We start from the raw sequence: 16,421 nt of genomic DNA on the forward strand, positions 1-16,421 counted from the left end.
AAACTTAAATATATCTTACTAAATAAATTTTCAAACAGTTAAATTATAACATAAAATTACAAAAACAATAATATTTAAATATATTTAATAATGTTATAATATAATTAAATTATATAATCTATATCACAGGAAACACAATGGCCGGAAATAGTATTGGAGAACTTTTTCGAGTAACAACATTTGGAGAATCACACGGAACAGCATTAGGAGGCATTATTGACGGAGTCCCCCCAGGAATTCAGTTAAACGAAAAAGATATACAACACGATCTCAATAGACGACGACCAGGAACATCTACTTACACAAGCAAACGTTCTGAACCAGATATAATAAAAATACTATCTGGAACATTTCATGGAATCACTACTGGAACCAGTATAGGAATACTAATAGAAAACACTGATCAACGACCACAAGACTACAATCTTATTAAAAATATTTACCGACCTGGACATGCTGATTATACATACCAGAAAAAATACCAACAACGTGATTACAGAGGCGGGGGACGTTCATCAGCACGAGAAACCGCAATACGAGTAGCAGCGGGCGCAATAGCTAAAAAATATTTATTTGAACAATGTAACATACACATTTATGGATTTTTATCTCAAATGGGTAATATTTATTGTAAACTAAAAGATCATAAGGAAATAGAAAAAAATCCTTTCTTCTGTCCTGATATCCAACAAATAGACGCATTAGACAAACTAATACGTGATTTAAAAAAAAATGGAAATTCCATTGGTGCAAAAATAACTGTAATAGCAAATAATGTTCCTCCTGGATTAGGAGAACCAGTGTTTGACCGACTAGATGCTGACTTAGCTCATGCGCTTATGAGTATTAATTCTGTAAAAGGAGTAGAAATCGGAGCTGGATTCTCAGTTATTACTAAACATGGTAATGAAAATCGTGACGAAATCACACCTGAAGGATTTCAAAGTAATCATGCAGGAGGAATTTTAGGAGGAATCAGCAGTGGACAGCCAATTATTGCGCATGTAGCTTGTAAACCGACCTCAAGTATATCTATACCAGGTAAAACTATAACAGATAACAATGAATCAATAGAAATTGTTACTAAAGGCAGACATGATCCATGTGTGGGAATCCGAGCTGTCCCCATTGTAGAAGCAATGACCGCAATCATTCTTATGGACCACTTATTAAGACAACGCGCACAATGTGGAAATATTAACAATCAACATCAATAACAAACAAACAAAACAAACATTAAAAAATAAACATTGTCTTCGTAGTTAAATGGATATAACAAGCTCCTCCTAAGGGCAAATTGCAGGTTCGATTCCTGTCGGAGACAAAATTAGTTATCTCAAATAATTATCTCTACAAGAAGATATAAATTTAAACTTACCACTATAATAGTAATTATCCACCCTAATAATTTAACGAACAAAGAATTTACCATATCTTTCATTAATTGACCATTACCAGTAAATATCAATAACGGTACTAACGCCAAAGCTATACCAAAACTCAATAAAACTTGACTAACAATTAAAATATGAGTTGGATCAAATCCAAAAAAAATAACTACAAATGAAGGAAACATCGTAATAATTCTACGAAAAGTTAATGGAATGTGAAAATGAACAAATCCTTGCATAACTACTTGACCAGCTAAAGTACCTACTACAGTAGAAGACAAACCAGCGACTGTTAAACTTAATCCAAAAACTGTAGCAGCAGTATCATTCAATAATGGCGACAACGTCCGATAAGCTTCATCTAAATCAGCCACTCCAATATAACCACTGAAATGAAAAACAGCAGCTGAAGTGGCCATCATAGAAAGATTCACAAAACCAGCAATAGTCATAGCAATAGCCACATCTAATTTAGTAGCAGCATATCTCTCGGCACGACTAACATGTATACTTTCATATTGAGTAAGCGAAGAATGCAAATAAATCACATGAGGCATAATCGTTGCACCTAAAACTCCAGCAGCAAGAAATACAGCTTCATTATTAGGTAAATTCGGTAACAACATCCCACGTCCTAACACTAAAAACTCAGGTTGAGAATAAAATAATTCAATCACATAAGCAACAGCAACAAAAAGTAATAAACTCCCAATAACAAATTCTAAATATTTTTGTCCATAATTTTGCAACATTAAAATTAAAAACGTGGCTATACCAGTTAAATATGCTCCTTGTAATAGAGAAACACCCAACAATATTTTAAAACCAATAGCAGCACCAATAAACTCAGCTAAATCTGTTGCCATAGCAATGATTTCAGATTGAATCCAATACATCCACACTACTGATCGAGGAAAATGATCACGAATATGTTCTGCTAAATTTTTTCCAGTTGCAATTCCTAATTTAGCAGATAACAACTGAATAAGCATGGCCATGAAATTTGCCCACAATACAACCCATAATAACTGATAACCAAAACTAGCACCAGCTTGAATATTAGTGGCAAAATTGCCAGGATCTATATATCCAATTGCCGCTATGAAAGCAGGCCCGAGTAATGCAATTCTAGCTTTACTTATAATACACAATGATAGAATTCCTTGTTATTAACACAACAAATCATTTCTAAACAACTAACAATTATTAATTTATCAAAAATGCTCCAAATTGTTGTACAATTTGCTTACTTAAATCTTAAATATCATTAGGAATTTTATTAAATAAAAAACAATTACAAAAAAATAACCTTAAATAATAAATTCTGAATTCACAATTTTACAAAAATGTATATTTCTAAAATTATTGTATAAAATCACTTAAAAAATATATATTTGTAGATTCTGATATATTTTTATTATAACATAAATAATTATAATTTTAATAATTATTCCAATACACAGAATCTATAAACTAGTTTATACTATCATATTTATAAACGGGATAAATACCTACCTAATCCATCTATCTAACTATCAAGGAGTGATCGTGTCTCAAATTTTACACTTTATATTCGGATTAATTACCATAATACTTCTTGCGCTTATAATTAGTAAAAACCCAAAAAAAATTCAAATACGTTTTATCATACAAATACTAACCATAGAAATAATATTTGCATATTTATTCTTAGATACTCAAATAGGGTTAACAACTACATACAAAATTTCTAATTTTTTTAATACGTTATTAATTTTTGCCAAAGAAGGTATTGACTTTGTATTCGGTAACATGAATAACGCAGAATTAGCATTCTTTTTTCTTAATGTATTGTGCCCAATTATTTTTATTTCCTCTCTAATTGGTATTTTAAAACATATGAAAATACTATCAATACTTATAACAAGTATTGGTTATCTTCTATCAAAAATTAATGGAATGGGAAAACTAGAATCATTCAACGCTGTTAGCTCATTAATTTTTGGCCAGACTGAAAATTTCATAGCATATAAAGATATCTTAACAAAAATACCAAAACAAAGAATGTACACTATGGCAACAACAGCAATGTCTACAGCCTCTATGGCAATCCTTGGTGTATATATGAACATGTTAAATCCAAAATACGTCGTCATAGCAGTTATATTAAATATGTTTAGTGCATTCATTATACTATCTTTATCAAACCCATATCAAATAACAAAAGAAAATGATTTATACATACTTTCATTTTATAACAATGAAAAAAACATTTTCGAAATCTTACAAGAATACATCTATACCGGACTTAAAATTACAATAATAATTACCGCTATGCTAATTGGATTTATTGCGTTAATACACACAATTAACGCAATTTTTAATACACTATTTCATATAACATTGCAGGATGTAATAGGTTATATATTTATCCCTTGTGCATGGATAATAGGAATTCCTGAACACGAATGTTTTCAAGTCGCTCGAATTATGGCTACTAAATTAATTACAAACGAATTTATAGCAATCATTGAACTACAAAAAATATCAGAAACACTATCAACAAAATCAATAGGAATATTGTCTGTTTTTTTAGTTTCCTTTGCAAATTTTTCATCTATTGGAATAATCGTAGGTGCTATTAAAGGATTAAACGAAAAACAAGCAAAAGTAATATCTCATTACGGACTTAAACTACTCTATAACGCGATACTAATTAATTTATTATCAGCAAATATTATAGGACTCGTTATAAAATAAAAATAACTACCATTGGTTGGCGTAAAAAATAGTATTTTTTAAAAAAATACCCAGAAAAATAACAAACATACGGTGTGGAGCTAAACGGAATCGAACCGTTAATCTCTTACATGCCATGCAAGTACTTTACCTAATTAAGCTATAGCCCCACTAATCAAATTTAATTCAAATGCACAACCTAAATACATTCAAAAAAACTATTTACACAATCATATTATATTATGTATATACTGAAATATAAATTCTTAATTATTAAACAAAAATATCATTATTATTACCAGCAATATAATTCAATGCCATATCTAAACGTCTTAATACACGTACTTGACCACAAATATACAATACAGTTACCAACTCTGGCGACTGAGTTACACCAGTTATTGCGACCCTTAAAGACATACCTATCTGTTTAATATCCACATGACATTCAGAAATTGCAGAAAACAATGATGAATAAACAACATTATAAGTCCAAATATTTAAACTACCCAAACGTAATCGCAAAATCTGAAAAAAATTTTTTATCTCACCAGATAAATACTTTTTAGCTAGTTTATGATCATATTCATAAAAATCACAATAACAATAACCGCAATGATCTACAATATCTTTTAAAGTTTTGTATCTCTTACCAAAAAATTTAATAATATCAACTAATTTTGGGCCAGTTGTATAGTCAATATCTCTTCTTTGCATATACCACGCTAAATGAGAAGCAACATAATCTACTGGAAGATGATTTATATAATGACCATTTAACCACATCAATTTCTCAAAATTGAAAGTACTAGAAGCACTATTTACAGACTCCAAACTAAAAATATTTTGCATTTCAGATATAGTAAATAACTCTTGATCACCACAAGACCATCCTAAACGTACTAAAAAATTAAGAATTGCTTCAGGTAAAAAACCCATTTCACGATAATTCATAATACTAAAATCATCACAACGCTTAGATAATTTTTTACCATGAAAACCAAGAATTATTGATAAATGCGCATATTTTGGAATAGAAGCATTCAACGCCTTTAAAATATTAACTTGGCGAGGAGTATTACTAATGTGATCTTCACCACGTATAACATGAGTAATTTGCATATCCATATCATCAACAACGACACAAAAATTATACGTCGGAGCACCATTAGAACGACAAATCACTAAATCATCTAATTCATTGTTATTAAATACAATAGATCCTCTAATTTCATCATCAAATATAACTACGCCACAATCAGGATTTCGAAATCTTACCACAAAAGGAAGATCAGAAAAACTACGAAAATACTTATCACGACAATAACCATCATATTTAGGCTTTTTCCCAGCAGCTATTTGCTCCTTTCTTAGAATCTGTAACCTATCTTTTGAACAATAACACCGATAAGCAGTACCATTTTTCAACATACTTTTTATTACAGCATTATACCTATCTAAACGAGCAGTTTGAAAATACGGCCCTTCATCCCAATCTAACTTAAGCCACTTCAACTCATTTATAATCTTATCTACGTTCTCTTTTACAGAACGAAATGCATCAGAATCTTCTATACGTAACAAAAATTTTCCATAATATTTTCGAGCAAATAACCACGAATATAAAGCAGTACGCGCACTCCCTAAATGAAGACTACCACTTGGACTGGGTGCAAATCTAGTCCTAACTTCCATATATACCACCAAACAAAAACATAACATTTGATATAATAAAAACAAACAAACTAAATAAAAACAGACAAACTATACATAAATATTATATAATATATTTGTGCTAAATACATAAAAATAAAAAAAATATCATATTTATCGAAAAAATATTGACTCAGCTTAACGAATACATATAATTCGACACCAAAGGTGTTAAAGGTGATTAGCTCAGCTGGGAGAGCACCTCCCTTACAAGGAGGGGGTCGGCGGTTCAATTCCGCCATCACCTATTTTTAATACTCAAATATAAGGGTCGTTAGCTCAGTAGGTAGAGCAGTTGACTTTTAATCAATTGGTCGCAGGTTCGAATCCTGCACGACCCATAATATTAAAAAATAATAAAAGGTTTTTTTATTAACCACACCATACCATATATATAAAAATGCAATTTAAACCCCAGCAGTACAAAAAATACACATTTTTTTTGACAAATAACAACAAACTTATAAAACAATCTACAAGTTAGACTAAAAAAACCATTCAATGATCACCCATCCATAAATCGAACACCAAAATCAGAACTAAGTAACTCATTTACTATACAAATATTATGATTATTTCTAAAAAAATTAAACACATTATATGCCACGATATCCCCAATATTTCTAATAGCTAATAAAGAAATAATTTCCGCACTAATTAAACATTCAAGAGTGCCATAATGTTTTGCTAAAATATTTGCTGTGCATTCTCCAACATTAGGAATACCTAAAGCATATATAAAACGCGATAAAGTAGTTTTTTTTGAAATCTCAATCGCATGCAATAAACGATTAGCTAAATCAAATTTAACACCATCTACACTCACCAAATTTTCTATTTTTAATTTAAAAAAATCCACTTGGGTACTCAGCAAACCAACTTTAATCAATCGATCAATAATTTTATCCCCCATTCCAACAATATTCATCGCTTTACGAGATACAAAATGTTTTAAAATCTCCTTTCGCTGAGCAAAACAATTTAAGCCGGCATTACAACGTAAAATCACACGTTTCTTACAACAAATTTGATATAACACAGAACTACAAACCGGACAATTCTCCGGGTACATTATTGGACGACATTCATGAAAAATACGCTTTGAAAACACCACATGTATAATTTTCGGAATAACATCACCTATTCTCTGTATAATCACAAAATCACCAATCATTAGGTCAAGACGACGAATAAAATCAATATTATGTAAATTAACACTACGAATCACAACACCTGAAATTACAATTGGAATAATAGACGCTACGGGTATTAGTACTCCCATTCGACTAACTTGAAACCGTATATCACAAATTCTAGCTACAAATCGCTTAGCAGAAAACTTATATCCTATAGCCCATCGAGGAGCACGTAACGAAACACTCAAATTATTTTGTGAACAAATAGAATCTACCTTAATAACTATCCCATCTATATTAAATCCTAATAATTCACGATCTTGTTGTACTTGTTTATAATATTGCAACACTGCATGAATACCCGTGCAGATTTGATTATACCTTCTCAATATAGGTAAACCCCAAATAGCACACTGTTGTAACCTGTTATAATGACTATCAGATAAACTCATTTTATCATCACTTAATACGACACTAACAAGATGATAACAAAAAAAATCTAAAGAACGTTCATGAGTAACAGAAGAATTTAACTGACGCAAAGAACCAGCAGCAGCATTTCTAGGATTTGAAAAAGTTTTAACTCCACTTTGTATAAATAATTTATTTAATTTAAGAAAAGCATCATTAGACATAAACACTTCCCCCCTGACTTCCAACAATTCAGGAAAAAATTTATCTTTTCTTAAAAATAACGGAATAGCACGAATAGTACGTACATTATCAGTCACATCTTCTCCTATATGACCATCCCCACGAGTCGATGCAGATATCAATATACCGTTTTTGTATACTAAATGAACTCCTACCCCATCTATCTTTAATTCGCAACAATAACAAATCTCTTGATCATCTTTATATTGCAATCGCTTACGAACACGTTTATCAAAATTTAACAATGAAGATTCATCAAAAATGCTATCTAACGATAGCATAGGTATAGTATGATGAAATTGACAAAAACCACTTTTTAATTTTCCTCCTATACGATTAGTAGGAGAATCTATAGTAATTAAATCAGGGTATTTCATTTCTAAAATACGAAGAGCTTCCATATGATAATCATATTCTTCATCAGATACTACTGAATCGTTTTCCACATAATATAAATACTCCCAATTACGTAAACGATCACGTAATACTTTAATAAAATTTTTAACATCATTCATAGTATTTTTATTGTTAAAAAAACTGAAATACTAAACATATCAAGAACATGTATGCTTTCATACTACAATATATATATAAAAACTACAATTATATAACAAAATGTGAAAGAATAACTGTCATGTATCTATAATATCAATATCTATATATTAGAATCTTGAATTCTAATAATTTTAAATAATTATCATAAAAAACTACTTCAATCAGAATATTCTATATTAACTAAAAAATGACCTAATTATTCATGTGATACGCAATAACACATTATGCAAAAAGATAATACATAATAAAACAAACATACATAAAATAATTACAACATAATAATATACCTGTATAATAACATATCCAATATACAATATTATATATACTTCACTCACACAAAAAATAAAACGATAAATATCTTCAAATTGATGCAAACTTACTTAAACTTACACTAAATTACATTTAGTGCTAATATTACACTTACAATCAAACAACAAAATATTATATACTTTATATCATGATTATAATATGATAGGTACCGTACAATCAAATATATATTTCATATTCAACAATATATTTTATGCATTATAATTATATAAATTTATTACTAAAATTTAAACCACAAAAAACAAATTCATTAAACAGATTCATTATAGTATTATATTTTATATTTATAAATGTATTTACATATTTGACCATAATTCAATCATAATATTATAGAAAATTCTATTTTCTTAATAACAAAAAATTAACTATAACCACACATATTCCAACATCAATATTTAAAAAATATACTTTTATTACAATTACTAATTTAGAAATATTTAAAACAAAATAAAAACAATATATCTTTACAGAGACACTTATTCAGGAGATTTTATGAACAAAATTTACACAGATAACTCTATGACAATCGGTAATACCCCACTTGTGCGTTTGAATCACATAGGAAACGGCTATATCTTAGCAAAAATCGAATCTCGAAATCCTAGTTTTAGCGTTAAATGTCGTATTGGTGCTAACATGATATGGGACGCAGAAAAACGCAATATTCTACAAAAAAACACACAAATCATTGAAGCAACCAGTGGAAATACAGGTATCGCTCTCGCTTTTGTAGCCGCAGCTCGACAATACAAACTAACTTTAACCATGCCAGATACCATGAGTCAAGAAAGACAAATACTTCTAAAAGCATTGGGCGCTAATTTGATATTAACCGATGGGCGGCTAGGAATGACAGGAGCCATTAATAAAGCACAAGACATGATCGAAAAAAACAAAAATTATTTAATGTTAAAACAATTTAGTAACCCAGCTAACCCAAAAATTCATGAACAATCTACCGGCCCTGAAATATGGAAAGATACAAACGGAGATATAGATATTTTTATTGCTGGAGTAGGAACAGGTGGTACTATTACTGGTGTTGGCCGATATTTCAAACATATTCAAAAAAAACATATCACAATCGTAGCAGTTGAACCAAAAAACTCCCCAGTAATTACACAAACTCTAAATGGAGAAAAACTACAACCCGGACCACATAAAATACAAGGTATTGGAGCTGGATTCATCCCTGAAAATTTAGACCTAACCTTAATCGACAAGGTACTTACTGTAACTAATGAACAAGCTTTTCTAACAGCAAAAACACTAATGAAAAAAGAAGGAATAATATCTGGAATCTCTTCAGGTGCAGTAATAGCTGCCGCATTAGAATTACAAAAAAATAAAAATTATAACAATAAAAAAATAGTAGCTATTCTTCCATCCTCTGGAGAACGATATCTTAGTACTGCATTATTCTCAGAGAGAATAACACATAATAAAACACATACTCTATAAATAAAAATAAAATGTTAATGCAATAACATACCAATAATTTTAAATTCAATAATACTTGTAAAAAATAAAACAACAATCACTACAACACTATTGAATTAACTACATTATATATCATATAATACAATGTATCATTATACAAAACATCTTCATAAAGAACAACGATGACATAAGAACATACACCATTATTCAATAACAAAATTATTAATACACGAATGGTTTCGTTAAATTAACATTCTTACTAATAAATATTAACAAACAAACAAAATAATTGCATATGCATATATGATACCTACCAAAATATCATATTACATAATAATACATATACATATACATAATGGAGAAAAACATGTATCAAAAAAAAATAATCATTAACACCCCTCACGGACTACACAGCAGACCAGCCGCCAAATTTGTTAAAGAAGCTAAAAATTTTACTTCAGAAATCACTATCATTTCTAACAACAAACAAGTAAGCGCCAAAAGCTTACTAAAACTACAAACACTAGGATTGACACAAGGCAGTACTATATTAATTCAAGCTAATGGAGAAGACGAAAAAGAAGCAATACAACATCTCACACAACTAATCGCAACACTAGAATAATAATATCAAACAATGATAAAAAACTTAAACGAAGTACTTATTACACATTTAAATAAGGTGCAGTGATGATTTCAGGTATTTTGGCGTCACCAGGAATTGCTTTTGGAAAAGCATTGCTACTAAAAAAAAAGAACATTAATATTAACAAACATAAAATTACTGCCGAGCATGTTGCAACAGAAATTAATCGATTTTTTCATGGCCGTACAGAATCATCTAAACAATTACAAGCAATTAAAAATATAACATGTAAAAAATTTGGTAAAGAAAAATCAGATATTTTTGAAGGTTACATTATGTTGTTAGAAGACCCTGAACTAGAACAAGATATCACCTCCTTCATTAAAGAAGATCTCTTACATGCAGAATATGCCGTATACATTGTTATTGAAAGCCATGCCCAAGAACTTGAAAAATTAAAAGATCAATATCTAAGAGAACGTGCAAACGACGTACGAGACATTGGAAATCGTTTATTACATAACATTCTCAATATACCTATTATTGATTTAAGCACAATTAACAATGAAGTAATATTAATAGCAACAGACCTCACACCATCAGAAACAGCCCAATTAAACACAAAAAAAATATTAGGATTTGCAACTGATATTGGAGGGCCAACCTCACATACTTCCATTATAGCTCGATCATTAGAAATCCCAGCAATAGTTGGCACAGGAAATATTACTCAAAAAGTATCTAATAATGACTTCATTATCATTGATGCACTTGATAATCATATTTATATAAATCCAATATCACATATTATTAATAAATTAACCCATTCAAAAAAACAATACTTCATCAAAAAAAAACAATTAATTAAACTGAAAAACCTTCCAGCAATCACACTTGACGGGCACAAAGTAGAAATCTCAGCTAATATAGGAACAACACAAGACATTACAAATGCAAAACACAATGGAGCAGAAGGAATTGGTTTATATCGTACTGAGTTTTTATTTATGAACAGAAACTCATTGCCAAGCGAAGAAGAACAATTCCAAACTTATAAAATAATCGCACAATCTATTACTTATGGAGGTATCATCATACGAATTATAGATATTGGAGGTGATAAAAACTTATCATACATGAATCTTCCTAAAGAAGACAATCCATTCCTTGGATGGCGGGCTATTAGAATACTACTTGACCGAAAAGAAATACTACATACTCAATTACGAGCTATCCTTAGAGCATCTGCATTCGGTAAATTACGAATTATGTATCCTATGATCATTTCCTTAGAAGAAATTCAAACATTAAAATCAGAATTAACATTTCTAAAAAAACAATTACAAAAAGAAAAACATATATTTGACCAAAAAATTGAAATTGGCATAATGATAGAAACACCTTCAGCAGCAATAATCGCAAATCACTTAGCAAAAGAAGTTGATTTTTTTAGTATCGGCACTAACGATTTAACACAATATACACTTGCCGTTGACAGAGGCAATAAACTCATCTCACATTTATACAATCCAATGTCACCATCTGTATTAAAATTAATTAAAAATGTAATTGACGCATCGCATGCAGAGGGAAAATGGACAGGAATGTGCGGAGAAATGTCCAGCGATAAACATGCTACAGCATTATTATTAGGAATGGGATTAAATAAATTTAGTATGAGTGCATCATCTATCCCTAATATCAAAAATATTATTCGAAATATAAATTTTAAAGATGCAAAAATATTTGCTAAAAAAGCGTTAAATTATGGAACAACAAAAGAACTTGCTGATCTCATTCACAAATTTGAACAACAACACTACCCTGTATAATAAAACATATACAAAACAAAAAACAGAACAATACAATATCAGCAACAATAAATATATACTAACTATAATAATCAATAAAAATACAAAACAATGAACTCATATTATGATAACAATATTAATAACAAAAAATCACTAAACACCTTTACAAGGCTTCTTCACCTACATATAATCGTGCATTTTGACCACTTAAGTAATAATACATCCCATACTCTGGAACAGATTTAATGTCTCTAATACCAAAAATAACAGTCAACAAATTATTATGCCAACCAAGCGGCTGAACTCTTAACTGCCAATAATGCCCCCGCAAACTAATATCAACAATTTGTATTGGCAACAAATAAAAACCATCACATGTCTTACTTATAAGCATCTCCCAAGGTCGCAAAAACAAATCCACTGCACCCTGATAATATAACTTTTTATTAAACAATAACGGCCAATGATACATACCGATACACAATTCAGTACCACGTATCTCACCATGTAAATGATTCACATCTCCAAAAAATTCTAAAACAAAACGGTTAGCTGGACATGACCAAACATCTCTAGGAGTACCTACTTGCTCGATCCTACCATGATTCATAACTACTATTCGACTGGCAACTTCCATAGCTTCATCTTGATCATGAGTAACAAAAATACTAGTAAACTCCATCGTATTGTGTAATTCCCGTAACCAACGACGTAACTCTTTACGAACCTGAGCATCTAATGCTGAAAATGGTTCATCCAAAAGTAAAATCTCAGGATCTAACGCCAATGCTCGAGCCAAAGCCACACGCTGTTTTTGACCACCAGATAATTGCACTGGATAATAATCCGATAAATGTGTTAATTGAATGATATTCAATAAATAATTTACTTTATATTTAATCATGGATTCAGATGGTCGCTTACAACGAGGCAACATTCTAATTCCGAAAGCAATATTTTCTAATACTGTCATATGACGAAACAATGCATAATTTTGAAAAACAAAACCTACATTTCTATCCTGGGGGGCAAGATGACCAACATCTTTACCTTTAAATCGTAAATATCCACTATTATGATACTCTAATCCTGCAATAATACGTAACAATGTCGTTTTTCCAGAACCAGATGGACCAAGAAGTGCTACCATTTCACCAGATTCAACATTTAAAGATACGTTATTTAATACTGTGACAGAATTAAAAAATTTACTAATATTATCAATTTCAATATTCATAATAATTATATACCTGCATATATATCATCTTATATACCCTATTTTAAATATGCTTCTGTAAAATAATTACGGGCAATACATTTCACAAATAACGTAAATATAGCCATACACCCTAACAATAAAGAAGCAACAAATGCACCTACAATATTATAATCTTGATACAATAACTCTACTTGTAATGATAAAGTATAAGTTTTGCCTCGTATCAATCCAGACACAACAGATAATGCACCAAATTCTCCAATTATACGTGCATTTGAAAGAATCACACCATGCAATAATGACCACCGAATATTACGAAAAGTAACATACCAAAACATTTTCCAACCGGACGCTCCCAATAATACTGCCACTTCATCTTCCTCTTTACCAATACTAAACATAACAGGAACAATCTCATGTACAATAATCGGAAATGTAACAAAAACAGTTACTAATACCATACCTGGCCATGCAAATAATATCTGTATATTACAACTATCTAACCAACCCCCTATTAATGTATTATAACCATATAATAATAAATACAAAAATCCTGCTATTACAGGCGAGACAGCAACAGGCACATTAACTAATGTCAATAATAACTGTCGACCTCTAAAACTAAAGCGAGTAACTAACCAAGATAATAAAATACCAAACACTACATTTATTGGCAAACTTAGTAACGCAATAAACACAGTTAAAAAAATAGCATGCAACATATCACAATCAAGCAAATTTTTTTTAAACACTAACAATCCTTCTGAAAAAGCAGTCACAAAAATAAAAACAAGGGGAATAAATAACATTAATGCCGAAATTAATATACCAAAAGTAATTAAAATCCATTTCGTCCAATTAATTAAAAATATATAATTTTTAAAATTATTTAACATTTAATTTCCCTTTAACCTTGATTCAAAACGAAATTGCAAAAAATTAATTATAAAAAATAACAATAATGTTATTCCAAGAACAACAGAAGCAATAGCACTAGCAGCCGGATAATCAAATTCTTGTAATTTAATAAATACTATTAAAGATAACACTTCACTTTCCCAAGCAATATTTCCAGCAATAAAAATTACAGCTCCGAATTCACCTAAACTACGAATAAAAGATAATGCTATTCCTGATAATAATGCTGGAAATAATTCAGGAAAAATAATATTGCAAAAAATTTGCCAACGAGTAGCACCGAGAGTTTTTGCAACTTCTTCATATACAGGAGGTAATTTCTCTAAAACAGGCTGTACAGTACGTATTACAAAAGGTAAACTAGTAAACGACATAGCAACAGCTATACCCAACCAAGTATAAGACACCTCTATACCAAATTGTATTAACACACTCCCATACCATCCCGTAGTAGAAAATAATGTTGCTAAAGTCAAACCTGCTACAGACGTTGGCAACGCAAACGGTAAATCTACTAAACCATCTAACAACATTTGACCAGGAAAACGATACCTGACTAATATCCAGGCAATTAACACACCAAAAAAAATATTAAATAACGTTGCTATTCCAGCAGATAAAAGAGTGATTTTATAAGACATAACTACAGACGGATCTGTAATTATATCCCAATATTGTAGCAAAGATATTTGAGATAATTGCATAACGAAACCAGTTAAAGGTAATAACAATATTAAACAAACAAAAAACAAACTACTCCCAAAACTAATACCAAACCCAGGTAATATATGATGCTTTATAAATAACATTTAACGATTATGCCTCATTGCCAGTAATTTATCTAATTCACCACCACGATTAAAATGAACACACATTACTGTATTCCAATCACTAAATTGATCTTCTACACGAAATAATTCAATATCCGGAAACCTATTAGAATATGCTTTCATGATTGACGGAACATGTACTCGATAATAAAAATCCGCAAAAATCTTCTGAGCTTCTTCAGTATACAAATACTGTAAATATGACTTAGCTATTGCCTCTGTTCCATGCTTACCAACATTAGCATCTATCCAAGTTACCGGAAATTCAACTAAAATATTCTTTTCAGGTATAATAATCTCATAATTTTCACGACCATGCTGTTCACAAATAATATTTGCCTCAGCCTCAAAAGTAATCAATATATCCCCTCGTAATTGATCTACAAAAGTAGCAGTTGCACTACGACTACCAATATCAAACACAAGAACATTATGAAGAAACTTAGACATCCACGAACGAATATCCTGATATTTTAAATTATTAACACGAGAAGAAATAACATTCCAGGCTGCTAAATAAACATAACGTCCACTACCAGACGTCTTTGGATTTGGAAAAACAATTTTGATATCTTCAGATGTTAAATTATCCCAATCATATATTTTTTTTGGATTGCCTTTCCGTACAACAAAAGCAATAGTTGAATAAAATGGCGAACTATTGTTTGGTAAACGAAATTGCCAATTGCATGGAATTAATTTACCACGATCATATAAAATATGTACATCGGTAACTTGATTATATGTCACAACATCTGCACGTAATCCTTGTAAAACAGTCATAGCCTGTTTTGTCGACCCAGAATGGGATTGTTGTATAATAACATCATCATTAGGATGATCTGTTTTCCAGTACCGTATAAAAGATGAATTAATTACCATAAATAATTCTCTTGCTGTGTCATACGAACTATTAAGCAAAACTATACTTCCTTGTACAGAAACAGATAGCATGAAAGATATATACAATAATAATTTTAAAATTATTCTAAAATAACACACATTCAATATCATCTTGTCCATATATATTATTCTCTAACAATAATCTTGATTTTAAAAATTATCAATTTATAACCTATAAATGATACAAATATTAATGTAAATGAAAATTATTATCTCTTTC

Annotated in this window: 12 protein-coding genes and 4 tRNA genes; 8 read left to right on the top strand and 8 right to left on the bottom strand. The window is 30.1% G+C overall.

Annotated features, from left to right (window positions below; all coding sequences use genetic code 11):
* Window positions 1-137: 137 nt before the first annotated feature.
* A complete protein-coding gene (gene aroC / locus BTURN675_RS02455; protein WP_046288955.1) occupies window positions 138-1,217 on the top strand; it encodes a chorismate synthase in 1,080 nt (359 codons plus the stop codon).
* A gap of 35 nt (window positions 1,218-1,252) precedes the next feature.
* Window positions 1,253-1,324, top strand: a tRNA-Arg gene (locus tag BTURN675_RS02460).
* Window positions 1,325-1,336: 12 nt separating this feature from the next.
* Here the strand turns inward: BTURN675_RS02460 and BTURN675_RS02465 are convergent.
* Window positions 1,337-2,542, bottom strand: a complete 1,206-nt coding sequence (locus tag BTURN675_RS02465) for an Nramp family divalent metal transporter (RefSeq protein WP_245592127.1) — start codon at window positions 2,540-2,542, stop codon at window positions 1,337-1,339.
* A 397-nt stretch (window positions 2,543-2,939) separates the two neighbouring features.
* On the opposite strand from BTURN675_RS02465, the gene BTURN675_RS02470 reads away from it, so the two are divergent.
* Window positions 2,940-4,130: a NupC/NupG family nucleoside CNT transporter gene (locus BTURN675_RS02470; RefSeq protein WP_046288957.1), complete on the top strand. Its 1,191-nt coding sequence runs from the start codon at window positions 2,940-2,942 to the stop codon at window positions 4,128-4,130.
* A 75-nt stretch (window positions 4,131-4,205) separates the two neighbouring features.
* On the opposite strand, the gene BTURN675_RS02475 is transcribed toward BTURN675_RS02470, so the two are convergent.
* Together BTURN675_RS02475 and gltX are read right to left on the bottom strand one after the other, a co-directional pair.
* Window positions 4,206-4,279 (bottom strand) — tRNA-Ala (locus BTURN675_RS02475).
* A gap of 103 nt (window positions 4,280-4,382) precedes the next feature.
* The gene (gene gltX, locus BTURN675_RS02480) at window positions 4,383-5,804 is read right to left on the bottom strand and encodes a glutamate--tRNA ligase (RefSeq protein ID WP_046288958.1); all 1,422 of its coding nucleotides are present in this window, start codon (window positions 5,802-5,804) and stop codon (window positions 4,383-4,385) included.
* A 193-nt stretch (window positions 5,805-5,997) separates the two neighbouring features.
* Between gltX and BTURN675_RS02485 the strand changes: the two genes are divergently transcribed.
* A tRNA-Val gene (locus BTURN675_RS02485) sits at window positions 5,998-6,070 on the top strand.
* Window positions 6,071-6,090: 20 nt separating this feature from the next.
* Window positions 6,091-6,163 (top strand) — tRNA-Lys (locus BTURN675_RS02490).
* Window positions 6,164-6,327: 164 nt separating this feature from the next.
* Here the strand turns inward: BTURN675_RS02490 and ligA are convergent.
* Window positions 6,328-8,127 carry an NAD-dependent DNA ligase LigA gene (ligA, locus tag BTURN675_RS02495; RefSeq protein WP_046288959.1) on the bottom strand — a complete coding sequence of 600 codons (1,800 nt, stop codon included), beginning with the start codon at window positions 8,125-8,127 and terminating at the stop codon, window positions 6,328-6,330.
* 859 nt (window positions 8,128-8,986) lie between these two features.
* Between ligA and cysK the strand changes: the two genes are divergently transcribed.
* The 3 genes from cysK to ptsI all read left to right on the top strand — a co-directional run bounded on the left by cysK (window position 8,987) and on the right by ptsI (window position 12,352).
* Window positions 8,987-9,955, top strand: coding sequence for a cysteine synthase A (gene cysK, locus BTURN675_RS02500; protein WP_046288960.1), 969 nt, complete (start codon window positions 8,987-8,989; stop codon window positions 9,953-9,955).
* A gap of 346 nt (window positions 9,956-10,301) precedes the next feature.
* A complete protein-coding gene (locus BTURN675_RS02505; protein WP_046288961.1) occupies window positions 10,302-10,559 on the top strand; it encodes an HPr family phosphocarrier protein in 258 nt (85 codons plus the stop codon).
* A 65-nt stretch (window positions 10,560-10,624) separates the two neighbouring features.
* Window positions 10,625-12,352: a phosphoenolpyruvate-protein phosphotransferase PtsI gene (ptsI, locus tag BTURN675_RS02510; RefSeq protein WP_046288962.1), complete on the top strand. Its 1,728-nt coding sequence runs from the start codon at window positions 10,625-10,627 to the stop codon at window positions 12,350-12,352.
* Between the two features lie 142 nt (window positions 12,353-12,494).
* On the opposite strand, the gene cysA is transcribed toward ptsI, so the two are convergent.
* The 4 genes from cysA to cysP are packed head-to-tail and all read right to left on the bottom strand — an operon-like array spanning window position 12,495 to window position 16,252.
* Window positions 12,495-13,568, bottom strand: a complete 1,074-nt coding sequence (gene cysA, locus BTURN675_RS02515; protein WP_046288963.1) for a sulfate/thiosulfate ABC transporter ATP-binding protein CysA — start codon at window positions 13,566-13,568, stop codon at window positions 12,495-12,497.
* Window positions 13,569-13,606: 38 nt separating this feature from the next.
* Window positions 13,607-14,446, bottom strand: a complete 840-nt coding sequence (locus BTURN675_RS02520) for a sulfate ABC transporter permease (RefSeq protein WP_046288964.1) — start codon at window positions 14,444-14,446, stop codon at window positions 13,607-13,609.
* On the bottom strand, window positions 14,447-15,277 hold the full coding sequence (gene cysT, locus BTURN675_RS02525; RefSeq protein WP_046288965.1) for a sulfate/thiosulfate ABC transporter permease CysT: 831 nt from the start codon (window positions 15,275-15,277) through the stop codon (window positions 14,447-14,449).
* Window positions 15,278-16,252 (bottom strand): thiosulfate ABC transporter substrate-binding protein CysP, encoded by a 975-nt coding sequence (gene cysP / locus BTURN675_RS02530; protein ID WP_245592128.1) that lies wholly within the window; start codon window positions 16,250-16,252, stop codon window positions 15,278-15,280.
* Window positions 16,253-16,421: the final 169 nt, after the last annotated feature.

Source organism: Blochmannia endosymbiont of Polyrhachis (Hedomyrma) turneri, from assembly GCF_000973505.1.
Lineage (GTDB): Bacteria > Pseudomonadota > Gammaproteobacteria > Enterobacterales > Enterobacteriaceae > Blochmanniella.

Bases quoted from the DNA above. Each gene is read 5' to 3' on its own strand.
- aroC (WP_046288955.1), top strand. From the start codon at position 138: ATGGCCGGAAATAGTATTGGAGAACTTTTTCGAGTAACAACATTTGGA.
- gltX (WP_046288958.1), bottom strand. From the start codon at position 5,804: ATGGAAGTTAGGACTAGATTTGCACCCAGTCCAAGTGGTAGTCTTCAT.
- ligA (WP_046288959.1), bottom strand. From the start codon at position 8,127: ATGAATGATGTTAAAAATTTTATTAAAGTATTACGTGATCGTTTACGT.
- cysK (WP_046288960.1), top strand. From the start codon at position 8,987: ATGAACAAAATTTACACAGATAACTCTATGACAATCGGTAATACCCCA.
- BTURN675_RS02505 (WP_046288961.1), top strand. From the start codon at position 10,302: ATGTATCAAAAAAAAATAATCATTAACACCCCTCACGGACTACACAGC.
- ptsI (WP_046288962.1), top strand. From the start codon at position 10,625: ATGATTTCAGGTATTTTGGCGTCACCAGGAATTGCTTTTGGAAAAGCA.
- cysA (WP_046288963.1), bottom strand. From the start codon at position 13,568: ATGAATATTGAAATTGATAATATTAGTAAATTTTTTAATTCTGTCACA.
- BTURN675_RS02520 (WP_046288964.1), bottom strand. From the start codon at position 14,446: ATGTTAAATAATTTTAAAAATTATATATTTTTAATTAATTGGACGAAA.
- cysT (WP_046288965.1), bottom strand. From the start codon at position 15,277: ATGTTATTTATAAAGCATCATATATTACCTGGGTTTGGTATTAGTTTT.
- cysP (WP_245592128.1), bottom strand. From the start codon at position 16,252: ATGCTATCTGTTTCTGTACAAGGAAGTATAGTTTTGCTTAATAGTTCG.